The following is a 23,884-nucleotide window of genomic DNA, read 5'->3' on the forward strand; positions in this document are numbered from 1 at the left end:
GACGCCATCACCCAGCGCCAGGCCGGCTGGGAGCAGCAGCGATTCTATGCGTCACTGCTCTTCGAGCTGGGGGCTCCTTTCAACGCTGCAGCCCGACTGTCCGCGCTCGAGAAGCTGACCCGCGAGCTTCTTCGGAAGGTGGCGCCGCGGATGCTGATTGTTGACGAGGTCCATCACTTGCTGGCAGGAAACTACCGGGAACAGCGGGCATCCTTGAATCTGCTGAAGTTCCTGGCGAATGACTTGAGAATCTCCATCGTCTTCGTTGGCACCCAAGATGCAGTAATGGCGTTGCAGACGGACCCGCAGATGGTGAGCCGGTTCACACGCTTCGAAGTTCCCAGGAGGCAGGAGTCGGAGGCCTTCAGATGCCTCCTTGCCGCCTTTGAGCGGCTTCTGCCCCTTCGACGGCCGTCGAACCTGGCGCGGCGAGAGATGGTTCACGCGATTCTTGCGGCGAGCGGCGGACTGACCGGGGAGATATCCCGGGTGCTCAATGTCGCGACTGAACTTGCTATTCGCGACGGCAGAGAGGTGATCGAACTTGGGCACATCGAAAATGCGGCGCGAGGTCTTCTCTCCTGAGCGTGTAAGACCTTGGCCGGTGGCACCGCGTCCGTTCGAGGACGAAGCCTTTGGCGGTTGGCTGGGGCGTCTGGTAGCGAAGTATCGAATCGGCGTCGCCCAGTTGTGGGCGAGCGGGCAGCTTGGGGCATTCCCCGACTTAACTCGCAGTGGATGGCTGCTGTTTCCGCCGGTCGATGAGCTGGTGCTGGCCCGTCTCTCGGCGCTAACCCTGTTGGCGTCGACAGAATGGTGGCGATCCAAACGCCAGCAGCGTGGGTGTCCGACCGTAGCAACCTTCCGTACTGCTTCGAGTGCCTAGTTCTGAACCCCATCGATGTCTTCTCGCCCCGCTGGAAACGAGAATGGCTGAATCCGGCTGCGACGGCCTGTGAAGTTCACGGCCGCCGCCTCGAGACCATCTCTTCGTCCACACTGCTCAAGCTAGGAAATCTCAATGCTGTGATCAGTCGGATCGGGCGAGGAGCCGGTCTACGGTCCGGCGTCGGAAGCGGTACCGACACCATGCTGACACGCCACGTTCGCAGAATTAGTGGTCGCCAGTCGCAGAATTAGCGATCTGCAACAGGTGTTTCGCCGGCACTCTTCAAACGGCGCTTGGTCGCCACCTACGAGCAGATTCAGTCGTCCTTCGGCTGCTTCCTTTGGCGTCCTCGTCATCGACGCATCCAGGAATCGAGCGCCGGCATCCGCATTAAACGTTTTTCTATTATTATGGAAATCTTTAAACGTTTCTGTGCTGGCGTAACGATTTCCAGCGTAAGGCCTTATTGCGGGCAAGCCTTTGGCTACACATATATGTTTTTGGAAATTCGGCGTACAATTTAAACGTTTTTACGGGCTGCTATCGATTTTACGGTTGCGGCGTTGTGACCGACATGGCGAGGCAAGCATATGGCAGGGGTGGAAGTCGAGGATGGGTGGCTGGGGTACCAGTGGCTGGCAGGCCAGTATGAGGTGGCCTGTGCCCAGCCGTTGCCGTTGACCAGTCAGGTAGGCCCGGTGCGCAGGACGATCGAGACAGTGCACGGCACGCGGGAGATCTACCCGGCCAACATGCGGCCGCAGCCACCCGTGGCGCGTGACGGCGAGCCGCCGATGTCGGCGGCAGCGGCCGCCCTGCGCGGCCACCTCACCTTTGCCTTCAAGCACGAGGGGGTCCATCTGGAATTCCTTTCGCGGCTGTTCGAGCGCGTGCCGGTGCCAGACATGGTCGAGTGGCTGCAGGCCGAGCGCACCGGGCGCTATGCACGGATGGCCGGTTTCTACTACGAGTGGTTGAGCGGGCGTGGGCTGCCAGTGGGGGACGTCACCGGCGGCAACTATGTGGACGCACTGGATCCGGACCAGTACTTCGCGAACCGGGCCGATAACAACGGGCGCTGGCGCGTGCGCGACAACCTGCCGGGCACCCGCGACTTCTGCCCGATCGTGCGTCGTACGGCACGCGTGAAGGCCGCCGAGCAGTACGACTGCGAGGCCCGCCTTGATGCGCTCAATGCCGAGTTCGGACAGGACGTGCTGATGCGCAGCGCTGTCTGGCTCACGATCAAGGAATCGCTCTCGTCGTTCAAGATCGAGCACGAGCAGGATCAACGGGACCGCATCCGCCGGTTCGCGGCCGTGATGGAGGCCCGCGTGGGGCAATATGAAGATCCCCTCGCATTGGAGGCGATCACGGAGCTGCAGCGGGAGATCGTTGGCGATCGCACCACGATCCAGAAGTTCGGCCTGCGCGAGAGCCCGGTGTTCGTGGGGGCGCGCAGCGACTGGCGCGATGTCGTGCATTACGTCGCGCCGCCGGCGGCCGAGCTGCCCGGGATGATGGCCGGGCTGTCCCGATTCCTGGACCGGACCGAAGGCCTGCCGTCGCTCGTGCGCGCGAGCACCGTCGCCTTCGGGTTCGTGTTCGTGCATCCGCTGGCCGACGGCAACGGCCGCACCCACCGTTTTCTGGTCAACGACATCCTGCGCCGGGACGGCGCGGTGCCGCGCCCCTTTGTCCTGCCGATCTCGGCGGCGATTCTCGACAAGCCGCAAACCATGGCGCGCTACGACCAGACGCTGGAGGCGTTCTCCAAGCCGCTGATGACCCGGTACGCAGGGATGTACGAGTTCTCCGATCACGTGACCGAGTACCCGGATGGGATTCGCTCGAATTTCGTGTTCGCGGAAGACCACGACGCGCTGCACGCGTGGCGCTATCCGGACCTGACCGTGCAGGCCGAATACCTGCACCAGCTGGTGGACCAGACCATCACGCAGGAGATGCGCAACGAGGCCGAGTACCTGCGCAACTGGGAACGGGCGCGCAACGCCGTCAAGAATGCGCTGGAGGGGCCGGACAACGATATCGACCGCATCATCCGCGCGGTCCGCGACAATCAGGGCCGGGTCAGCAACAAGCTCGCCAAGGAGTTTCCGATCCTGCAGCGCGAGGATGTCGCCGCCGATGTGGTGGCCGCCGTGCGCGCGGCGTTTCCGGACAAGCTCGGGGCGGCTGCTATGCCCCCTGCGTCCGACGCTGGCATGGCGACCTGAGTGATGTCCGCCATCCCGGACATTCTGGTCGCGCTCGCGGCCTTTCGTACGGAATACCGAACATGCCCCGCTTCGCCTACCTGCCCAAGGACATCGGCCGGCTGATTCGAGAGGAACGGCGTGCACAGGGCCGCTCGCAGAGCGAGATGGCCATGGCGCTGCAGGTGCGCCGCCAGACGATTGGCGAGCTGGAGCGTGGTACGAACGTCGGGCTGCACCTGATGTTTGCCGCGCTCATTTATCTCGGTAAGGCGATCGCCCGTCGGACCGCCGCCCCACGGCCGCCAAAATGGCCGAAATCCTCGCGCAGAACGACGACTGATGTCACCGCCCTGCGCTCGTGGCCAGCTGGAGCAGGCCGCTGGAGTCCGCTGGAGTCGACAGAGTCACGATGAGTGAGGCTGTTGCGTTGCCTGCTGCGCGAAGCGCTGCTCGCGACACTTTCGCATTGTTTTAGTCAAGTCACTTTTGCTTGTGAACCGGTGTCAATTTTCCCGCGGCATACGGTTGGAAAACTCCCTCACGCGAGTTTTTCGTCGACGCAAATTGCGGAAGACCCACTTTTCCCGCGGTAGACGAGATCGAAGTGGTTCGTCACCGTGACAATGCTTCACACATCAATCGAGCCAGGGATTCGCCAACACAATGCCAGCCCCTGTTGCCGACGATTAATTCGGCAAACGGTGAGGGAAACAGTACGCGCGGGGGGATCGCGAGTCGTTCCGAAGCCTCCTTGGCACGACACGTTCGCAGTATTAGTGCGCACCATTCGCAGAATTAACGATCTGCAACAGCAAGTGCAAGTATTGTGAGGTATGCGAAGAAATCGATGCTCGATCCGCTCGTCATATCCTGCCTTCTTGCGAAGGATCGCATTCCGGCCCTGCAACCACTCCCGCATCGCGCAACTTGCCAACGGCAGTGCCGTCCAATCCCAGCACCTCGTGCAGCACTTCATCGGTATGGCTGCCCAGCAGCGCGGCTGGCGTAGTCGGCTCGCGTTCCATGTGGGCGACACGCACGGTGGCGCCGGCCCCCAGGTGCTCGCCGATGCGGGGCGTCGTCATACGCTCGAATACCGGGTTGGCTAGGCTGACGCGCGGGTCGTTGGCCAGCAGTTCGCCCACGGTGCTGTAGCGGCCCCAGCAGACCTTGTGTGTCTCCAGCGCCTGCCCGGCCTCGGACTGGGTGCGCGCGGCAAACCAGGGCTCCAGCAATTCGGCGATGGCGTTCCGGCCTTCGAAGCGCTGGGCTGCATCGGCAAAGTCCAGCCCCAGTCGCTGCTGCAGGTGTTGAGGTACAGAGATCGTGCGAGCGATGCTCACCATGCGTAAGACCAATCACATGACCAAAACGCTCTGATTTCTATGCGAGTTTTGTTCTTAAGTACGCTTTTCGACAGTTGCTGAAAGGCAACGTCAGGGCTATGGATGCACAGCATTCGTGAGACTACGTCGAACTGGCCAAGAAGAGCAGCGGGCGAAACGCACCACAGGGACGTTGTTTCTCACTGAAAAGCTACGCTCGCAAGAATGACGAGCGCGGCACGCACGAATGACGATCTTCAACAACTCCCGACGCCGATAAGCCAAAGTAAAAATGCAATTAATCGCCAGCCTTGTCCTGCAACCGTCAATCGTCCGCGGGAGCGTTAAAAACCTTGGGATTCAAAGGTACGGCGCCTAGGATTCCGGCAGATTACGTCCGCCGGAGGCGAAAATGAAAGTCAGAAATTCGCGTTTAGGTCACCATGGACTATGGCGAGACGGACACATTTGAGATCTGCACGATTGAACGCCCTTATAACGAACTTGAACCGGCGAAGATAGGCCTGTCATTGGCTGAAGGGAAAGACGTACTGAAGGGGCTGCAAAGGATAGTGGTGGCAGCGCAGGCTAGAGAAGTCCGCATGCTGCGACGCTTCTACACTCGCAGTCCCCGTTTCCTCGATCTCAAAGACCGACGGATTCGCCAGGTAGACACCGTTTTTGGTACCGTGCCGTTTCGCAGTGCTCGGATCATTTCCTGTCCGTGTGAGACGTACCTCCCAATGGAGTTTCCGTATAGCCCGATGACGGAGTACATCCCGGAGCGGCCGACCAGCGAGTTGCTCGCGCTTGGCGCCAAGCAATCAGGTACTGAACCAGCGTATATGCGAGCTTTAACAAATGCGCTGGTCGCCGAACAATGTCCATTTGGTCCCCCGGCACGATGTGCGGTCAGTCGGCGCGAATGCCGCGCTCGCGGATCAGCACGCCCCACTTCTGGCTTTCCTTGGCCAGGTGGTCGCCCAGTGCGGAGGGCGTGCTGCCGATCGGCTCGGCACCGATCATGGCCAGGCGCTTCTGCATCTCCGGTTTCTTCAGCGCCTCGAGCATGGCTCGGTTCAGCGTCTCGATCACTGGCTGCGGGGTCTTAGCCGGCACGAAGGCGGCGAACCAGGGCGATAACTCATAGCCCGGCAGTCCGGCTTCAGCCACAGTCGGCACGTCCAGCAGGGCACTGGAACGCTTGGCAGTGGTCACTGCGATGGCGCGTAGCTTACCGGCGTCAATCTGCGGCTTGGCCGACGCGATGCTGTCGAACATATAGTCCACCTGCCCGCCCAGCATGTCGGACATGGCAGGGCCGCTGCCTTTGTAAGGGATGTGCAGCATTTCGATGCGGGCCATCGAGTTGAAGAGCGCGGCCGCGAGGTGGATAGAAGTACCGTTGCCAGCCGAAGCATAGGTGTACTTGCCGGGCGAAGCCTTAGCGTGGGCGATCACCTCCTTGACGGTGCCTTCCTGCCTTCGGTTCTTGTTGACGACCAATACATTGGGCACCACGGCCAGCAGCGAAACGGGCGCAAAGTCCTTGACAGGATCATACGTCAGTTGGCCGTATAGGGCGGAGTTCACGGACATGCCGTTGCCTACGATAATCATTGTGTAGCCGTCGGCGGGCGAGCGCGCCACCATCTCGGCGCCGATATTGCCGCCGGCGCCAGGCCGGTTCTCCACGACGATGGGTTGACCGAGCGTGCGCGACATGTCGTCTCCCAGCGTGCGGGCGATATTGTCAATGGCACCGCCCGCAGGAAACGGTACTACCCAGCGGATGGCGCGGTCGGGATAGGCGGCATGCGCGGCCGCAGTTGCGAAAGCCAGTGCAAACGAAAGGCCTGTGGCGAGTGCCACTGTGCCTGCGCGGCCGGTGCTTCCCCGCTGCTGGAACAATGTCTTCATAGTCTCCTCTCAGGGTTCAGGTTCAAATACAGGGACTAACTCAATGGTGCGGCACTCATCGAATCGACGACGGTTGCTTCGCTAGCGGCGTAGCGCGGATCTTCATGTACGGGACGAGCGGCAGGCCCGACAGCAGCGTGTGCAGGGCGTCGTTCGATTCCAAGTCGAGGATGCTGTAGTTGGCGTATTGGCCGACGATGATGCAATAGCGCTGCTGCCACGTGCTTTCTTGCCTTCTTGCTGCAGCTGCTGGGCGTATGCGTTTTCGGGCGCCTTGATGTCGTCGGTCTGCGCGACGGACATGTCGTGCGGCAGGTTCACATCCATACGCACCAGATAGAGCATGGCAATCCTGTTTCAGAAACTGTGCGATCAGGCTCGACGGTAGTGCGCCAGTTTGGCTTCATCAATCGTGAGCCCTAGACCCGGGCCTTCGGGCAAGTACAGGCGGAAATCGCGGTACTCGGGGCGCTTCACGACGATGTCGTCCTTCACCAGCAACGGGCCCAACAGTTCGGTGCCCCAAGCCAGTTGCGGCAGGGTGCAGAAGCCATGCGCGGCGGCGATGGTGCCCACGGTGCCTTCCAGCATGGTGCCGCCATAGAGCGCGATGCCGGCGGCGTCGCCCACGGCGGCGGTGCGCAGCATGCCGAAGATGCCGCCAGACTTGGCGATCTTGAGCGCGAATACGTCTGCGGCACCGAGGCGCGCCAGATCCATGGCATCTTCCGGCCCGCAGACGGCTTCGTCTGCCATGATCGGCACAATGAAGCGCGCGGCCAGCCGGGCCAGCGCCGTCCGCTGCTCGCGCGGCGTGGGCTGCTCGATCAGATCGATGCCAGCGGCTTCCAGCGCGGCGATGCCGGTGGCGGCGTCGGCCTCGTTCCAGGCCTGGTTGACGTCGACGGTGACGCGGGCGCGGTCGCCCAGCGCGCGCTTGATCGCCGAGACGTGCGCCACGTCGTCACGCACGCTGCGGCGGCCGATCTTCAGCTTGAAGGTGTTGTGCCGGCGCTCGGCCAGCAGGCGCTCGGCTTCCTCGATGTCGCGCGCGGTGTCGCCGGAGGCCAGCGTCCACAGCACCGGTAGGGTGTCGCGCACCTTGCCGCCCAGCAGCGTGGCCAGCGGCACGCCGAGGCGCTTGCCTTGTGCGTCTAGTAGCGCGGTTTCCAGCGCCGACTTGGCAAAGCGGTTGCCGCGCGCCACCTTATTCAGCCGCGCCATGGCGGCGTGGACGTTCGTGGCGTCCTGCCCGGCCAGTGCTGGGGCGAGGTAGGTGTCGATGGTCAGCTTGATGCCTTCCGGGCTCTCGTCGCCGTAAGACAGCCCACCGATCGTGGTGGCCTCGCCGATGCCCTCGATGCCGTCGCAGCAGCGCAGCCGCACGATTACCAGCGTCTGCTGCTGCATGGTGGCCATGGCGAGGTGGTGTGCCCGGACGGTAGGCAAGTCGACCAGAATGGCTTCTATCGATTGAATTGTCGCTATCATGTCTGCGCAGGGTATATAGCCCGGAATAGAGTGTACGAATGCCACTACGGACAGTGTTCAAAGTGACGTCAGCAAGACAGATCTGACGGGGGAGCCTTTTCAGGTTCCGGCCTCTTTCCTCTAGATCCCACGGTTCCGAGAAAGTCGGATACCGCAGTCACAGTCTTTGCACTTGTGTTGCGCGATGCTTTTTTTTCTCAGGATCAGGGCAATCGCGCAATACGATCGCGCGCAGCAACGTACTCACGTCTAAGTCGCCCGACGATCTCGGAGGTGGTCGGAATGTCATGGATCTGCGCCACGCCATGCCCGGCGCCCCAGATATCCTTCCAAGCTTTTGGCTTGGAACGACCATCCGAAAAGCTCATCTTGGATTTCTCGCCTTCTCTCAGATTATCGGGATCTAAACCAATACGCTCGATGCTTTCGCGGACGTAGTTTCCGTGCACACCGGAAAATAGATTGCTATAGACGATGTCAGACGCGCCGGCCTTGATCAGCGATTGCTTGTAGTCAGGACCCGCATTGGCTTCCTCGCTGGCGATGAAGCGCGTGCCGATGTAGGCAAAGTCAGCGCCCATGGCCTGCGCCGCAAGAATTGCATCACCGGTGGCGATAGCGCCGGACAGCGCGATGGGACCGTTGAAGCGACGACGGACCTCACCTACCAAAGCCATCGGCGACAGTGTTCCAGCATGTCCACCGGCACCGGCAGCGACAAGAATTAGCCCATCAACACCAGCTTCCAACGCTTTCTCTGCATGGCGGAGATTGACCACATCATGGAAGATAATGCCGCCATAGGAATGGACGGCTTCAACGATCTCCCGCACCGGCGCCCGCAGTGAAGTGATGAAGATTGGCACGCGATGGCGCACGCACGTTTCTACGTCTTGTTCCAGCCGCACATTGGAAGTGTGGGCAATCTGGTTGACCGCGAGCGGCCCGACAATAGCGCCGGGATTGGCCGCCCGAAAGGTGTCGAGCTCCTTCCTGATCAGCGTCAGCCATTCATCGAGCAATTCCGGCTGACGCGCATTCAATGCGGGAAACGAACCCACGATGCCGGCCTTGCATTGGGCTAGCACCAATTCCGGATAGCTCACCGTGAACATTGGCGACGAGATCACTGGCAAGGTGAGGTTCTGCAGGATGGGAGGCAGATGGGGGGCGGTAGTCATGATGGAGGTTCCCTTGAGTTGATTAAGTTCGGCTCAATCTAGCGACACACCGGAAAGTTTCACGCGTTCGCTCTGGATTTTTCGGTCTTGTGCCAGAAAATCCTTGAAGGCCGCTGGTGTGGATCCCACCGCGACATAGGAGAACGCATCGATATACTTTCTCCGGAAGTCTGGAGACTGGACGATGCGACTGACGTCAGAGGAAATCTTCTCCACTAGCGCGGTCGGCGTGCCATGCGGCGCCACAAGGCCGATGTTGAAGACCGCATTGATCTCCTTGATTCCTAACTCCTTGAAGGTGGGCACATCGGGCAACGCCGCCGAGCGCGTGTCCGCCGAGACGGCGAGGGCCTTGAGCGCGCCGGACTTGACGTGCTGCTCGATCACCGAGACGCCGAGCACGGCGGCGTCGATCTGCCCTGAGATCACTTCTGGGATCAGCGGTGCGGCACCCTTGTAAGGGACGTGTACCATGGTCAGATTCTCGTTATGCGTGAACATCGCCATGGGTAGGTGCGCGATACCGCCAGCGCCAGAGGAGCCGTAGGTCATCGGCTTGCTTGCCGAAACCTTCTTCGCGAGCCCGATGAACTCCTTGAGCGAATTGGCGGGCGAGGTCTTCGGCACGAAGAACACCAACGGCAGTGCCACGAGTCGCGAGACCTCGGCAAAGTCCTTGTCTGGGCTGTACGGCAGCTTCTTGTACAGGAATTGGTTCATGGTTAGCGCAGCTTCCGTGCCAGCAAACAGCGTGTAGCCGTCCGGCGCGCTCTTGGCGACGAACTCGGCGCCGATGATTTCATTGGCGCCAGGCTTGTTTAGCACCACGACCGGCTGCTTCCACGCATCGGCAAGCCGTGGCGTGAGTCCTCGCACGAAGCTGTCCACCGGCCCGCCGGCCGAGTACGGCACAACGATGGTCACCGGCTTGCTCGGGAAGCTCTGTGCCGCTGCGGTGCCGGCCACCGTTAGGGCGACCAGCATGCCGGTCAGTCTGATAAGGGATTGCATGGTGTCTCCTGTTGTTCGTCTCGGGTTGCAATGTGCTACCGCGCGGGCGCCCGCGGACAGGGGCCCCGATTCTCCGATCGGATACCCCGCTGAAATTGATAAAGGGGAAGAGCGGCGATGTGGCGCGCGTTCAGGCGGCCTGGGCGTCGCGCTTGAGTACCAGCACGTCGGTCGTGCCGTCCTGGATCACGCCACCGGTTTGGTCGATTAACTGCAGTCGCCGGTTCACGCGCCCTACGCGCTTGCTGGTGCCGGCCTCTGTTTCCAAAATCTCCATCCTGAGCCGCAGCGTCTGGCCAACAAAAATCGCGGCCGCGAAGGTCCAGTTCTGCAGCGACATCATGGCCACGGCTGATTTGTCAAAGACTCCGAGCTGATGCAGCATGCCGGTGGCCAGTGCGATGCCCAGCGCACCGTGGACCACACGCTGTCCGAAGCGCGTGTCCCTGGCGAAATCCGCGTCGGCATGGATCGGATTCCAGTCTCCAGACAGCATTGAGAACATCGTCAGGTCAGTCTCGGTGATGGTGCGGCCGGTGCTCTCGAACACCTGCCCGCGAAGGAAATCCTCGAAATAAAGCGTAGTCGGCATGAAATTTTTCCGGAGAGGGTTCACGCGCCGGCGGCCGCGACAGGTTCCGCCAGCCGCGCCAGTGCCAGGTCGCGCAGCTTGTTGCGCTGGGTCTTCACGCCGTTGGAGCTCAGCGTGACCGGATAGGCATCGACGAACCAGACACGCGTGGGCACTTTGAACGGCGCCACTTGGGCGCGCATCTGCGCCATGACATCGGTTTCGGCAAGCCGGGCGCCGTCAGTGAGGATAAGAAAAGCGACCACGCGGGTCTGCCCATCGATTTCCACGGCGACCACCTGCGCATCGGCGACACCATCGAAGCGCTTGAGCACGGCCTCGATTTCGACCGGGTTGACCAGGAACCCGCCCAGGCGAATCGCATCGCCCATGCGCGATTCATACACGAAGGTGCCGTCGGCGCGTAGATGGCCAAGGTCGCCGGTTCGGAAAAAGCCGTCGGGACGTACCGCCTCAGCGGTGGCGTCCTGATCGTGGTCATACCCCAGGAACAAGCTGGGTGCGCCGATCTCAATCTCGCCGGACTGTCCAGCCGGCAGCAACGCTCCCGTCTGGACATCACGGATGCGCACGGTGGCATCGCCCCGTGCCACCGGGAGGCCGCCTCCTTCGATGCGCGCCTGCACCGGCAGCGTCATCGGCTGGCAGGAGAACAATGCCAGGACTTCGCTCGATCCGTACAGCCCTGCGAGTGGAATTCCCCGTGCGCAAGCCTCGTGGGCATATTCGGAGAAGCTTGAAGTAAATGCACCGAAGCCGAATAGCCGCGCGGCCGGAAATGGCCGGTCCGCCGGTGCCGTGTCCAGGATGCGGCGATACATCTCATCGCTGCCGAATGTATGCGTGACACGATGGTCAGCCAGCAGCCTGGCGGCCTGCGGCCCGTCAAACGTGTCGACCAGTACCACGGGCGCGCCCCCCGCGAACGCCGCCAGCACGCCGTTCAGCCCGAATACGCCGCAGAACGGCAGCATGGCCAGCATGACCGCGCCATCCGCATCCATGCCATAAGCGTGTGCACAACGCCAAGCATGATCGACGAGCGTGCGTTGGGGGTGCATCACCAGCTTGGGGCCTTTGGTGGTACCCGAGGTTGTGAACAAAATGGCGCAGGCAGTGGGATCGGATTCATCCAGCCCTTGCACCGGCTCGCGCATATGCAAATCGAAAGGCACCACCGGGCGGCCCAATAGACGGGCGGGCGTTGCCGGACTAGCATCCACCACCGCGATGGCTTGCAGCGCGGGCAGCGAGGCGGGATCCATGGCATCGAGAATCCCGGCGAAGTCGATCTTTCGGAAGCCTAGTTGTAGCACCAGCAGGCGGGCGCCGCTCTTTTCGATGAGGTAGCTCACCTCTTCACTACGATAGCGCGTGTTGACCGACACCAGCGTCGCGCCGACGCGCGCCAGCGCAAAGAACAGCGCTAGCCATTCGACGCGATTGACGAGCCACACACCTACCCGGTCTCCCTTGCCGATACCCTGGGCGTCCAACCAAGCTACTGTGCGACGGCACAGCAGATCGAACTCCGCATGGGTGATGGCACGCTCACCCTCTATGAATGCCACCGCATCCGGGTGCTCCGCCAGGTGCGCGTCGATCAGGCTCCACAGATGCGTCTTCATGCGGCCTCCCATATTGCTGCATGCGCAGCATGTTGATTGTTGTTCATCCATACACTTGGTGCCGCTTGTTCAGATCCTGCGCCCGGCATGCTGCCAGTAGCCATCGCGCAGCTTGCGCTTGTGGATCTTTCCGCTTTCCTGGCGCGGCAGTTCGGTGCGCAGTTCGATCACCTTCGGCACCTTGTAAGCGGCGAGCCGGTCTTTCAGCCACGCACGCATTCCCTCCGGATCCAGTCGCGCGCCGTCGGCAGGCTGTACCACTGCCACGACCATTTCGCCAAACTCTTCATGGGGCACGCCAAACGCCGCGCAGTCCGCCACACCCGGCATGCCGGACAGCGCGTTTTCGATTTCGGCCGGGTAGATGTTCACACCGCCGGAGATCACCATGTCGCTCTTGCGGTCGCAGATGAACAGGAAGCCGTCGGTATCGACGTAGCCCATGTCGCCTACGCACGCCAGTCCTTCGCAATCTATCGCGGCGCGCGCCTCAGGGCGATTGTGGTAGGTAAAGTCCGCATATGCAGGCTGGCGCACATGGATGTTGCCAACTTCTCCTGTGCCGAGGCGGCAACCCGCGTCGCTGTAGATGCGCACCTCGGCCTCGCTCACAGGCCTGCCAACCGACCCGGGCTTGCGGATGGCGTCCGCGGACGAAATCACGGTGACCATGCCCATTTCGCTGGACGCATACGATTCATTGATCACCGGCCCCCACCAATCGATCATGGCCTGCTTGACGGCGACGGCAAAGGGTGCTCCCGTGCAGGCGACGAAGCGAATAGACGACAGGTCGTAGCGGTTACGCACCTGTTGCGCTAACGACAGCAGCCGTACGCACATGGTCGGCACAAGGTATAGGTGCGTGATGCGATGGCGCTCGATGGCGCGCAGCGTGGCTTCGGCATCGAAGCGGGGATCCAGCACGACCAGTCCGGTTGCCAGCATGGCCTGCACGCCGTAGAGATTGGGGGCGCCGTGGTAGAGCGGCGCGGACAGGTACACGCGTGCCTCCGCGGAAAAATCGAACACGGCCTTGACGGTATCGCGCAGCAGGCGCGGCTGCTCTGGATGCAGGCCCTGCGCGAGGCGCCGCACGCCTTTGGGCCGTCCAGTAGTGCCGGACGTATAGGCGAAGCGTCCGCGCGGCCGGCGCGACGGACCGCTGTACGCCGCCTGTGCGCTGCGCCATGCCCCATAGCGAAGTGCGTCTGTCGGCACTTCACCGGTGACGCGCGAAGTGGTATAAGCCTGCAAGGCCAACGGTTCTGGCGTGACCGCCAGTACGCGCACCCTTTCCGGGATCGCGGCATGCAGTGTTGCTAACAGGTCCGCCTCGATGAACAGGACACAGGCGCCGCTGTCTTGCAGGATATAGCCCAGTTCATCCACGGTGAACCGCCAGTCCACCGGACAGTGATACGCGCCGACGTGGTTGCATGCCAGCGTGATCTCGAACAGCGCGGGCGCGTTGCGAAGCACGATGGCCACGACATCGTCCTCTCCGACGCCCAGGGCAGCCAGGCCGCTGGCAACCTGCGCGGCGCGGCGTTCGATCTCAGCGCCGTCGAACCGGGTTTCGCCATATTGCAGTGAGGCAACCATCAACGCTCTCCTTTGCGGTACGTGCAGTTATTCGGGCTGCAGCCCGGCATCCTTCACTAGGCGGCCATGGACCGCCAGTTGGTGTTTGATCAGACGACCGAACGCTTCAGGTGAAGAGGGCGTCAAAGGAAAGCCCAGCCGGTCCATCTGTTCGCGTACCTTCGGATTGTTCATCGCGGCAACGAATGCCTGGTTCAGACGGCCCACGGCGTCCTTGGGCATGCCCGCCGGCCCGACCAGACCCGCCCACGGCATGATCTCCAAATCCTGCATGCCGGCCTCGCGCAGCGTCGGCACATCGGGAAGCAGGCTGTTGCGCTGGGCATTGATGGATACCAGCGCGCGCAGTTTGCCCTCGCGCAGATAGGGCGCGCCGATGGTCGTACCGATCATGGCCTGGGTGCGGCCGGCGATCAGATCCAGCATGGCCGGCGGCTCGCCCTTGTAGGGCACCTGGGTCAGCTCGATGCCAGTGAGTGTCTTGAAGTGCGAGAACGCGACCACGCCGGTGTTGTTGCCGGTGCCGTAACTCAGCTTGCCGGGATTGGCCTTGGCGTAGGCAAGGAACTCTTTCAGGTTGCTGGCCGGGACGGCAGGGTTCACGTACAGGAAAAAGCCGAAGCGACCGACATCGGCGATGGGCGTGAAATCGGTCAGCACGTCGTAGGGCGGCTTCTTGCGCAGCGTCGGCACCAACGACAGGTTGCCCGACGTGGCGAGCAGCAAACGGTAGCCGTCCGGTGTCGCCCGGGCCACCTCCTGCGCGGCCACTTGCCCTTCCGCGCCTGGCTTGTTGTCGATCACGATGGGCTGGCCAAGCTGGGCCGATGCCGCTTGGCCGACCACGCGCGCCACTGTATCCGTAGTTGCGCCGGCGGGGAAAGGCACTACTAGCGTGATGGGCCTGACGGGATAGTCTGCCTGCGCATTTGTTGCGATTGTCGCACTACAAAGCAGTAGCGCGGGTATGATCCTCTTCATGTCTCCTCCGCCTTTTTAACAAGCAAATTGGGCTTTGGGAGAGTATTGCATCCACATTTCAGGCACGTAAGCCTGCGCTTGCGCACTGTTGCGTTGCGCGCAGCGCACCAATCGCTGCTCAAACTATGGAACTCGACGCTTACTTGTTTTTCGCCACGGTTGTGGAGTCTGGCAGCTTCATGAATGCTTCGCTCAAGCTTGGCATTGACCGCTCCAATGTCAGCCGGCGAATCCGCAAGCTGGAGAGCGATGTGGAGGCGCAGCTCGTACGGCGGAGCACACGCCGCATGAGTCTGACGGAAATAGGCGAGGCGTTTTACGCGCAATGCGCCGTCATCCGCGCCGAGGTGGAACGTGCGGACGAACTACTGCACACCTTCGGCACTTCCATTCGCGGCCCTTTGCGTGTGAGTTGTCCACCGGCGGTTGGCCGACTGTACTTGACCGCTATGTTTGCCGAGTTCTGCAACCTGTATCCCAAGGTATCGCTGTCGGTGACCTTCAAGGGCGGTGCCGTGGACCTGATGGAAAATGATCTCGACCTGGCTTTGCGGGTCACTAATGACCCTGGCGAACAATGTGTGGCGCGCGCCCTCGCGCCGATCGAATGGATGCTATGCGCGAATCCCGAGTATTTGGAGCGGCATGGTCGACCCGTCACGCCGGAAGATTTGGCGTCTCATACCTGTCTCGGCGTGCGCACACGTGTGGGGCTTGAATATGTGCGAGAAGGCAGTGAGCTCTTGCACAGGGTTCCCATCCAACCGCATTTGGAGTGCTCGGACTATGGTTTCCTCGGCGAAATGGCTGCGGCCAAGCTCGGCATCGGCTTGCTGCCTTCGTATGTCGCAGCAGAACATCTGCAAAGCGGTAGGCTGGAAACCGTCCTGAACGAATACAGGCTAACCCGTTCGCCTGGCGGCACACTGTACGCGATCACGCTCCCCAACCGATACACGCCGCCGCAGTTGCGTGCATTTCTTGACTTTCTGAAATGCAAATTCGAGCAGGGCTTGCCTTGGGAGAAGGACTTGATGCGAACTGGGGCATAGCCCTTGCGAGTGCAAAGCGCAGCTGGAAGCTGCTATTGACATTCGAGTCCGGGCGAAAGAGGGGCAGCTGAAAGCCTGAGCAGTCAGCGCGCAGAGAAGCATGCTCGTCGTAGCAGCGAGTTGGTGCGTTGTAGGCGCCGAAGAGGCGAGACGCTCCCCAAACGGGGATCGCGAGGCCAAGAGCAATCGGGATGAGGTAAGCCCCCCTGATCACTGGCGTCGGAAGGCTTGGCCAGCTGAAGAGTCCGGTCAGCTCCTATTCGAGGTTGGTCGCGCCCTGATCTTGGCGTTGCTTTGTGTTGCCGGAAGCCGTTAAAAAGCCCGGGACGGTGTCTGCCAGGGCCAAGACACACGTCGCTGGGCAATCCAGGGAAACTCTCGCTGAGCGAGCTCGTGGAATTCCTGGTTGGGTCACTGGGCGTGGCATGGGAAATAGGTCTCGGTGAAACCAGTTTCAGGACTATGCATCGGGCGTACCGCAATGTGCCAGCACCTCGGATCCACGCGCTATCGGTTCGCCGCCGGCCTTGCGCCCTGCCGCCGCCCGCGCCGTGCTCACTCGCACGACTGCGCGGTCTGGTGGATCATCTGGCGAAAGCCGCTGAGCAAGGGGTCGTCACTGGCCATGCGGTTAAAGGCGAGCATCACCGGGTTCGCCGGCAGCGGCCGCCGCAGCTTGACGATGCGCAGCAGGCCGAACGCCACATGGCTGCGGGCGACGGACTCCGGTGCGATTGAGACCAGGCTGGTGCCGGCGACCAGGGCCAGGTTCGATTCGAAGGAACGCGTCTCTATGACCGGCCGGATCTTGGGCAGGCCATGCTCGTTCCAGAACGCATCGAAGGTCACGCGCGAGCTGGTCTCGGCTTCGGGCAACGCCCAGCTCTGGCCCGCCAGACGCGACAGCGCAGTGGGACCGGCGGGAATGGTGGGGTGGCCGGCCGCGCAGATGATCACCGTGCGCTCCTGATAGAGGCGCTCCACTACCAGGTCGTCCTCGTCGTTGCCCGTGGCGCTGCGCAGGATGGCGAAATCGAGGCTGCCGGCGGCGATCTGGTCGAACAGCATCTTCGAACTGCCTTCGACCACGCGGAATTGGTAGGGCGTGTCGGCGGCGCGCGCCGATGCGTCGTCCGGCACGGCCGGATAGAGCCGGGCGAGCAGCCCGGGCATCAAGGTGTGCATGGCGCGCGGAATGCAGCCCAGCTGGATCGGCCGCCGCCGCGACTCGGCGATGGTGTCATTCAGGCGCTCGATCGCGCGCAGTGCGAAGCGCGCCTGGGACAACACTGCTTTGCCTTGGGCGGTAGGCAGACTGCCATGACTGGAGCGCTCGAACAGGCGGGCGCCCAGCAAGCCTTCCGCTTCGGCAAGCAGACGCGACAGAACGGGCTGCGGCACGCCGAGTTCGCGCGCGGCGCGATGCACGGAGTGGCTTTCGCCTACAGCGACGAGGGCTTCGATATGGCGGCGCTGCAGCGGTTTGTTCGGTGGGGAGGTCATGGCGCGGGCAGGGTTTGGCGTGGGCCGGCGGGAAGCGGGCAGGTAGCGCTGGCGGGGGATACGAAATCAGTATAACCCGATGCGGAATGTATATCATTTACGCTATCAGGAGCTGGGCTTATATTGGGGCCATTCCAACCCAATATGGAAAGACAGCCACCATGACACGCATCTCCGTGACGCCGCTCCAGTCCAGCCTCGGCGCTGAAGTTAGCGGTATCGACCTGCGCCAGCCGGTCGATGACGAAGTCTTGGCCGAGCTTCAGCAGGCCTGGGCCAAGCACCTCGTGCTGCGCTTTCGTGGCCAGGCGTTGTCGGATCCGGAACTGCTGGCCTTCAGCCGGAAGTTTGGCGAGCTCGATCCACCCGGTCCAAACCCCTATGGCAAGCCCTTCCTTAGTGAATTCCCCGAGATCAATGTGATCTCCAATGTCAAGGTCGATGGCATGCCGATCGGCAACCTGGGCGACGGCGAGGCGGTGTGGCATTGCGATATGACCTATGTCGAGCGGCCGCCACGCGCCGCGTTGCTGCACGCGCTGGAAATCCCGCCCGGCGGTGGCGACACTTTCTGGTCGAATATGTACCTTGCCTACGAAACCCTGCCTGACCATACCAAGGCACTGATCACGGGGCGGCACGCCATTCACGACGCCACCTACAACAGCGCCGGCATGATGCGCAAGGGCATGAAGGAAGTGACCGACCCGCGCGAGGCTCCCGGCGCGCATCATCCGCTGGTAATCGTACATCCCGATACGCGCCGCCCGGCATTGTTCCTCGGCCGCCGCCGCAACAGCTATGTGCTTGGCATGGACCTGGCCGACAGCAATGCACTGCTGGATGCGCTTTGGGAGCATGCCACCCGGCCCGAGTTCACCTTCCGGCAGGTGTGGCAGTTGCACGACCTGATCCTCTGGGACAACCGCTGCACGCTACACCGCCGCGACGCCTTTGACCCGAATGCCTCGCGCATCATGCACCGCACTCAGATCAAGGGTCCCGCCATCGAAGCCTTCGAGCCGGCCCCGGCGGGCTTGGCGCTGGAGTCGTGAACATGGACGGCTTGCACCTTCCCATTCGCCGCGTCGAAGTGTTCGGCGTGGCCGTGCCCTTGGTCGGCCCCGGCTTTCGCAATGCCTATGTGACCAAGACCGTGCAGAAGAGCGCGCTGGTGCGCCTTACCGCGGAAGACGGCTCCATCGGGCTGGGTAATATCGATCCCTCTCCAGGTTATTCGGTGGAAACCATCGAACAGTCGCTGCTGGCCATCCGCGACGAACTGGCGCCGCTGGTGCAAGGCTGCGACGCCGGCAATCCGCATCAGGTAATGGCGCGCATGAACCAGGAGCGCTCAGGCTACCTTGACGCCAAGGCGGCCATCGAGATGGCCTGTGTCGACATGCTGGCGCGCCGGCTCGATATTCCCGTGCACCAGTATCTGGGCGGCGCCGTGGTCGACACGGTGCGCTTCAATGCGTGGATTGGCATTGTCCCGCCCGACGATGCGGCGGCCGAGGCACGCAAGTGGTTCGACCGCGGCTTCCGCTCGGCCAAGATCAAGGTCGGCGGCGGCATCGAGGCCGACCGCGACCGCCTGATGGCGGTGCGCGAAGCGGTCGGGCCGACCATGGCTCTGCGCGCCGACGCGAATGCCGGCTACAGCGTCGAGGAGGCAATCGCGCTGGGCCGCCTGCTGGAACCGGCCAGGCTGCAACTGCTGGAACAGCCGGTTGCGCAAGACGACCTGGCCGGCATGGCAAGGGTGCGGCAGGCCATCGGCATCCCGGTGATGGCCGACGAATCGATCACTGATCATGCCAGCTTGATCGCGGTGATCCGTGCCAATTGCGCCGATATCGTCAAGCTCAAGGTAATGAAGCAGGGCGGCTTCCTGACTTGCAGGCGCATGCTGGAGACTGCCAGCGCCGCCGGCATGAAGGTCGTGATCGGGCACGGGTTTGGCCTGGGTGTCAACACGGCGGCGGAAATCATGCTGGCCTGCACCAGCACCGATGTACTGGAAGGGCTGGAATGCGTCGGGCCGCTGAAAACCTCGGACGACATCGTGACCCGCAAGCTCGATATCAGCAGCGGCTCCGCCCCGGTTCCGGCCGGTTGCGGACTCGGGGTCGAACTCGACGAGGAGAAGGTGGAGCGCTACCGGTTTGAGTTCTAGGTTCCGGCCTGGCGTCGGATCCGGCGCCACGCGCAGTTGCAGCGGCAGAACATATATAACCACGACAAAGTGGTACCAGGAGACAAGCATGTCCATTCGGAAGCTCTCTGTTCTTGGCGCGGCCTTGTCGTTGCTCGCCGCGATCACGGCGGCGCCGGCCCGTGCGGGCGACTGGCCCGCCAAGCCGGTCACCATCCTGGCGCCATTTGCCGCGGGCGGCACCGTCGACCTGGTGGCGCGCGTATTGGCGGTGAAACTGGGCCGTGAACTCGGCCAGCCCTTTGTCGTCGATAACCGGGGCGGCGCCGGTGGCACCATCGCTACGGCCATGCTGGCGCGTGCCGCTCCCGACGGCTATACGCTGATGATCCACCACATGGGCCTGGCCTTCAGCGACTCGCTCTATAGCCATCTTCCCTACGACACCAAGAGCGATATCCTGCCCGTCGCGTATATCGGCGCCACGCCAAACGTCCTCGTGGTGACCAAGACCCTGCCGGTCAAGACCATGGACGATTTCCTGGCGCTGGCCAAGGCCAAGCCGGGCTCGATCAATTACGGCTCCGGCGGCATTGGCAGCGCCGGCCATCTGCCCATGGCGGTGCTCGGCATGATGACCGGGACCCAGCTCCAGCACGTGCCTTACAAGGGCTCCGGCCCGGCGCTGACCGAGCTGGTATCCGGCCAGATCCAGTCCATGCTGCTGACGATTCCCGCGGTGATGCCCTTTATCAATTCCGACATGGTCCGTCCGATCGCCACGTCGGGCAAGAAGCGCTCGCCGGCATTGCCCAACCTGCCGACCATGGAGGAAGCGGGCATCAAGGGCTTCGAATACGCGCCGTGGTATGGCTTTTTCGCGCCCGCCGGCACGCCGCCGGCGGTGGTGCAGAAGCTGCATGACGCGGTCGGCAAGATCCTGCGCGATCCTGAAGTGGTGGCGAAACTCAGCCACGAGGGGATCGAAGTGGAAGCCATGCCGCGCGAGCGGTTTGCCAGCATCGTCGATGCCGACAGGGTGCGCTGGGGCAAGACCATCAAGCAGCTTGGCATCAAGACGCAATAGGGCGGATCAGCGATGCGCGCGAATCGGCCAGAAGGCGGCGACGCCCGTTGCGAGCCCATTTCCCCCGCCGACCTTTTCGTGACCTTCACCCTGCTGGGGCTGCAAGGATTCGGCGGCGTGCTGGCCGTGGTGCAACAGGAACTGGTAGAGCGCAAGCGCTGGCTGACGCGCGAGGAATTCGTCGAGGACTGGGCGGTGGCGCAGATCATGCCGGGCCCCAACGTAGTCAACATGGCGCTGATGATCGGCGGCCGCTCGTTCGGTCCGGCCGGTGCGATAGCGGCGCTGGCGGGCATCCTGGCACTGCCGCTGGTGCTGGTGGTGTTGCTCGAGATACTGCATGCGCGCTTTGCCGACCACGCCGGCGTGGCGGGCGCGCTGCGCGGTACAGGGGCAGTGGCTGCGGGGCTGTTCGCGGCCGCCGGGCTCAAACTGCTGAGCGCGTTGCGTGCCAATCCGCTGGGCCGCCCGCTTGCCATCGCCTTGGGCGCCGCGTGCTTCTGCGCCGTGGCGCTGCTGCGCTGGCCCCTGGTCTACGTGCTGCTGGGCCTGGGCACCGTCGCCTGCCTGCTCAGCTATCGGAAGCTCAAGCCGTGAGCGGGGCACCAATGCTGACGCTGGGCTGGGGCGACTGGCTGAACCTGTTCTCCCACTACCTCTCGCTGTCATTGCTGTCGATCGGCGGCGCCATCACCACGGCGCCCGACATGTACCGTTACCTCGTGGATCAGCAACACTGGCTCAGCGACTCCCAGTTCAATGCATCGGTGACGATCGCGCAGGCAGCGCCTGGACCAAATGTGCTGTTTATCGCACTCCTTGGATGGAATATCGGCATGAACGCGGGCGGCATTCCCACCGCCTTGCTAGGCGTGGCACTAACCATGTCTGGCATCCTGCTGCCCAGCTCCACGCTGGCCTACGTCGCTGCCCAATGGGGCCACCGCAACCGCGGCTTGCGCGGCGTGCAGGCGTTCCGGCAGGGCATGGCGCCGATCGTGGTCGCGCTGCTGATCGCGACGGCGTGGACGCTGGCCAGCGCCCACGACAACGCCGCGCGGGACTGGCGGCTATGGCTGTTGACGGTGCTTACCGCCCTCATCATCTGGCGCTTCCGGCTTCACCTGCTGTGGCTGCTCGCCGTGGGTGCCGTGCTTGGGTGGTTCGGGCTGGTTTGACCGCCGGCGCCATGAAGCGCGCAACGCCCTTCGAATCGGGCTTCGGTCCATCCATCTATCCTCCGTTGATAACGCCTGGAAGAATGAGCTACTCGGCCGCGAGGCGTCCGCATCCATGAAACGCCACCGCGATCTGCCGTCGGATCCCGACAACCGGCAATCTCTGACCAATCGAGAGAAGACACTGCTGGTTGATGCCCTGAGATAGACGTACAGCTTGGCGGAGCTTCTCGCAGAAGTTGGCCTGGCACGCAGCTCCTACTTCTACCATCGAGCCCGTCTCGATGCCGCGGACAAGTACGTCGAAGTGCGTCGCGCCATGACGGATATCTTTGAGTGCAATCACCGCTGCTACGGCTATCGCCGAATGCAGGCGTCGCTGAGCCGACAGCGCGTGCGCATCTCAGAGAAAGTCGTGCAGCGCCTGATGAAGCAGGAGCGCTTGGTTGCCGCAGCGCCTAAGCGGCGCCGATATGGCTCGGGAGATCAGTCCGGCGCCTGAAAACGTCGTCAACCGCGACTTTGGTGCAGCAGCGCCCAACGAAAAGTGGCTCACGGACACCACGGAATTCCAAATCCCCGCCGGTAAGGTGTATCTGTCCCCGGTGATCGATTGCTTCGACGGCATGGTCGTCAGTTGGTCGATCGGCACGCGCCCAGACGCGGATCTGGTTAACTCCATGTTGGATACTGCCATCGAGACGGTCGCGCCTGGCGGTGACCAGCCTATTGTGCACTCAGACCGTGGTGCCCACTATCGTTGGCCTGGCTGGCTGTCTCGTATTGCTAACGCGAAGCTGATCCGTTTGATGTCGCGCAAGAGGTATTCGCCCGGCAACGCGGCGTGCGAAGGCTTTTTCGGAAGGTTGAAGAACGAGCTGTTCTATCCGCGGAGCTGGCAATCCACCACCATTGGGCAATTCATTGAGGCACTGGACTCGTACATCCGGTGGTACAACAAAAAGCGGATCTAGATCTCGCTGGGCTCTCGCAGCCCCGCCGAGTACCGAAAAAGCTTTTAGGATCCTCTGCTTAACCAGTCCAAGTTTTTGTCCGTTTTTGTCCGCATCCCCTGCCGCGTTCCCTGGGTCAGAATTCGGTGCAAATCAACACTGGGTCGCACGAATGACGATCTTCAACAACAATCGCCCGGCGTTGTTAGCTGGACCAAAAACGCAATTGATCGCCAACAGTTGTACCCAACGACTAGAATATACAGTTCAGCAGGAGGGGCCGCTTGCCAGGGAAGCGCTGCGGCGTGAGGGTCGGCCGCCAGGCCCCTGCAAGCGGGAGCGGGACGCCCATCCCATCCGCTGGCGCGCCGGCGAGGCTTCCTGTTGAACATCGCTCCTGCGGGCAACTCGGCGTGGGTGGGCGGCACGACCCGCGTGCCGAACCCACCCCCGCTCGCGTGGCGAACGCCGAGCTGTCCATCCGCTGTGCTGGCAGAACAGCATCGCGAGGGCCGAGTGACGGGGGCTGTGAATTTTTTCACGAACGTAAAGATATTCCGGGCGTGCCGGCACTGGGGGCCAATGGAGCATATGAGGCGCGTAGGGCAAGGCCTGGAACAGGAAGCGCAGGGCGCGACGATGGTGGCTGCGGTGCTGTCCGCGGCAGCTTAACAGGGAGCAATGGGTTCCAGTCGTCGAGCGTGGGATGCAATGCCGGATCGCGCTTCGTCAGCGCACTACACGCGCGCAGGTGCACGCACCCCCAAAGTACAAATCAGTTGGGTTTCGGCTGGCTGCGATAACGCGCGCGCCGCACGTCGGGCTTGTAGTCCCTGTGCTCGTTTCGCCTCGGCCTGCGCAACGTGTCCCGCTTCCCACGCCGCCAGATCCACGCGCGCGGCACCTTCCACCAGGCAGGTCCAGTAGTTGGCGCCGCGGCACCAGCTCCGGGTCCGCGTCGCGCAATACCGACTCCGACAGGTCAAGTTCCTGCGCGCGCGGGAGGAGATCCTCGAAGAGGCCGATCTTGAGGGTACCTTGGGCGCAGGACTCTTCGGAAAGGTTTGTGGGAACTGTTGCTGCAACTTCACGATGGCTTGCAGCACCGGAC

Annotated in this window: 20 protein-coding genes and 4 pseudogenes; 11 read left to right on the plus strand and 13 right to left on the minus strand. The window is 62.6% G+C overall.

Annotation, left to right across the window (positions count from 1 at the left end; genetic code table 11):
* A partial coding sequence (locus CF70_RS11055) for a TniB family NTP-binding protein (protein ID WP_035864153.1) occupies nt 1–585 on the plus strand: 585 nt, incomplete at its 5' end.
* Between the two features lie 561 nt (nt 586–1,146).
* Here CF70_RS11055 and CF70_RS37655 read toward each other — a convergent pair.
* Nucleotides 1,147–1,275: pseudogene (locus CF70_RS37655) on the minus strand (NAD(P)-dependent oxidoreductase); the annotation flags it as partial.
* A gap of 204 nt (nt 1,276–1,479) precedes the next feature.
* Here CF70_RS37655 and CF70_RS11060 point away from each other — a divergent pair.
* Nucleotides 1,480–3,126: a Fic family protein gene (locus CF70_RS11060; protein ID WP_051648261.1), complete on the plus strand. Its 1,647-nt coding sequence runs from the start codon at nt 1,480–1,482 to the stop codon at nt 3,124–3,126.
* A 62-nt stretch (nt 3,127–3,188) separates the two neighbouring features.
* Complete coding sequence (locus tag CF70_RS11065) at nt 3,189–3,521, plus strand: helix-turn-helix transcriptional regulator (RefSeq protein WP_235184993.1); 333 nt, start codon at nt 3,189–3,191, stop codon at nt 3,519–3,521.
* A 450-nt stretch (nt 3,522–3,971) separates the two neighbouring features.
* On the opposite strand, the gene CF70_RS11070 is transcribed toward CF70_RS11065, so the two are convergent.
* Nucleotides 3,972–4,454: a CoA transferase gene (locus CF70_RS11070; protein ID WP_051648263.1), complete on the minus strand. Its 483-nt coding sequence runs from the start codon at nt 4,452–4,454 to the stop codon at nt 3,972–3,974.
* A 422-nt stretch (nt 4,455–4,876) separates the two neighbouring features.
* Between CF70_RS11070 and CF70_RS35865 the strand changes: the two are divergent.
* Nucleotides 4,877–5,293, plus strand: a pseudogene (locus CF70_RS35865) (ISKra4 family transposase); the annotation flags it as partial.
* A gap of 52 nt (nt 5,294–5,345) precedes the next feature.
* Here CF70_RS35865 and CF70_RS11075 read toward each other — a convergent pair.
* From CF70_RS11075 to CF70_RS11110, 9 genes and pseudogenes are all read right to left on the minus strand, one after another.
* The gene (locus CF70_RS11075) at nt 5,346–6,353 is read right to left on the minus strand and encodes a tripartite tricarboxylate transporter substrate binding protein (RefSeq protein ID WP_035864156.1); all 1,008 of its coding nucleotides are present in this window, start codon (nt 6,351–6,353) and stop codon (nt 5,346–5,348) included.
* A gap of 55 nt (nt 6,354–6,408) precedes the next feature.
* Nucleotides 6,409–6,698 (minus strand): annotated as a pseudogene (locus CF70_RS34770) (muconolactone Delta-isomerase family protein).
* A 27-nt stretch (nt 6,699–6,725) separates the two neighbouring features.
* Nucleotides 6,726–7,844: a muconate/chloromuconate family cycloisomerase gene (locus tag CF70_RS11080; protein ID WP_035864157.1), complete on the minus strand. Its 1,119-nt coding sequence runs from the start codon at nt 7,842–7,844 to the stop codon at nt 6,726–6,728.
* 203 nt (nt 7,845–8,047) lie between these two features.
* Complete coding sequence (locus CF70_RS11085; protein ID WP_035864159.1) at nt 8,048–9,025, minus strand: NAD(P)H-dependent flavin oxidoreductase; 978 nt, start codon at nt 9,023–9,025, stop codon at nt 8,048–8,050.
* Between the two features lie 33 nt (nt 9,026–9,058).
* Nucleotides 9,059–10,036 carry a Bug family tripartite tricarboxylate transporter substrate binding protein gene (locus CF70_RS11090; protein WP_035864161.1) on the minus strand — a complete coding sequence of 326 codons (978 nt, stop codon included), beginning with the start codon at nt 10,034–10,036 and terminating at the stop codon, nt 9,059–9,061.
* 130 nt (nt 10,037–10,166) lie between these two features.
* Nucleotides 10,167–10,628 (minus strand): MaoC/PaaZ C-terminal domain-containing protein, encoded by a 462-nt coding sequence (locus CF70_RS11095; RefSeq protein ID WP_035864163.1) that lies wholly within the window; start codon nt 10,626–10,628, stop codon nt 10,167–10,169.
* Nucleotides 10,629–10,648: 20 nt separating this feature from the next.
* Nucleotides 10,649–12,256 (minus strand): AMP-binding protein, encoded by a 1,608-nt coding sequence (locus CF70_RS11100; RefSeq protein ID WP_035864229.1) that lies wholly within the window; start codon nt 12,254–12,256, stop codon nt 10,649–10,651.
* 69 nt (nt 12,257–12,325) lie between these two features.
* On the minus strand, nt 12,326–13,861 hold the full coding sequence (locus CF70_RS11105) for an AMP-binding protein (protein WP_035864165.1): 1,536 nt from the start codon (nt 13,859–13,861) through the stop codon (nt 12,326–12,328).
* A 27-nt stretch (nt 13,862–13,888) separates the two neighbouring features.
* On the minus strand, nt 13,889–14,842 hold the full coding sequence (locus CF70_RS11110) for a Bug family tripartite tricarboxylate transporter substrate binding protein (protein ID WP_035864167.1): 954 nt from the start codon (nt 14,840–14,842) through the stop codon (nt 13,889–13,891).
* A 125-nt stretch (nt 14,843–14,967) separates the two neighbouring features.
* Between CF70_RS11110 and CF70_RS11115 the strand changes: the two genes are divergently transcribed.
* On the plus strand, nt 14,968–15,894 hold the full coding sequence (locus CF70_RS11115; RefSeq protein WP_035864170.1) for a LysR family transcriptional regulator: 927 nt from the start codon (nt 14,968–14,970) through the stop codon (nt 15,892–15,894).
* 555 nt (nt 15,895–16,449) lie between these two features.
* On the opposite strand, the gene CF70_RS11120 is transcribed toward CF70_RS11115, so the two are convergent.
* On the minus strand, nt 16,450–17,397 hold the full coding sequence (locus tag CF70_RS11120; RefSeq protein ID WP_035864172.1) for a LysR family transcriptional regulator: 948 nt from the start codon (nt 17,395–17,397) through the stop codon (nt 16,450–16,452).
* 161 nt (nt 17,398–17,558) lie between these two features.
* Between CF70_RS11120 and CF70_RS11125 the strand changes: the two genes are divergently transcribed.
* From CF70_RS11125 to CF70_RS11150, 6 genes and pseudogenes are all read left to right on the plus strand, one after another.
* Nucleotides 17,559–18,452 (plus strand): TauD/TfdA dioxygenase family protein, encoded by an 894-nt coding sequence (locus CF70_RS11125; protein ID WP_051648265.1) that lies wholly within the window; start codon nt 17,559–17,561, stop codon nt 18,450–18,452.
* 2 nt (nt 18,453–18,454) lie between these two features.
* On the plus strand, nt 18,455–19,576 hold the full coding sequence (locus tag CF70_RS11130) for a mandelate racemase/muconate lactonizing enzyme family protein (RefSeq protein ID WP_035864174.1): 1,122 nt from the start codon (nt 18,455–18,457) through the stop codon (nt 19,574–19,576).
* A gap of 88 nt (nt 19,577–19,664) precedes the next feature.
* Nucleotides 19,665–20,642: a Bug family tripartite tricarboxylate transporter substrate binding protein gene (locus tag CF70_RS11135; protein ID WP_035864176.1), complete on the plus strand. Its 978-nt coding sequence runs from the start codon at nt 19,665–19,667 to the stop codon at nt 20,640–20,642.
* A 12-nt stretch (nt 20,643–20,654) separates the two neighbouring features.
* A complete protein-coding gene (locus CF70_RS11140; RefSeq protein WP_035864178.1) occupies nt 20,655–21,239 on the plus strand; it encodes a chromate transporter in 585 nt (194 codons plus the stop codon).
* Entirely contained in the window at nt 21,236–21,820 is a 585-nt protein-coding gene (locus tag CF70_RS11145; RefSeq protein WP_414629443.1) for a chromate transporter, read from the plus strand. The genes CF70_RS11140 and CF70_RS11145 overlap by 4 nt, the downstream gene beginning before the upstream one ends.
* Nucleotides 21,821–21,896: 76 nt before the next feature.
* Nucleotides 21,897–22,794, plus strand: a pseudogene (locus CF70_RS11150) (IS3 family transposase); the annotation flags it as partial.
* 716 nt (nt 22,795–23,510) lie between these two features.
* Here the strand turns inward: CF70_RS11150 and CF70_RS38930 are convergent.
* Nucleotides 23,511–23,879, minus strand: a complete 369-nt coding sequence (locus CF70_RS38930; protein ID WP_081862127.1) for a ProQ/FINO family protein — start codon at nt 23,877–23,879, stop codon at nt 23,511–23,513.
* Nucleotides 23,880–23,884 lie beyond the last annotated feature (5 nt).

The organism is Cupriavidus sp. SK-3, assembly GCF_000611145.1.
Classification (GTDB): domain Bacteria; phylum Pseudomonadota; class Gammaproteobacteria; order Burkholderiales; family Burkholderiaceae; genus Cupriavidus.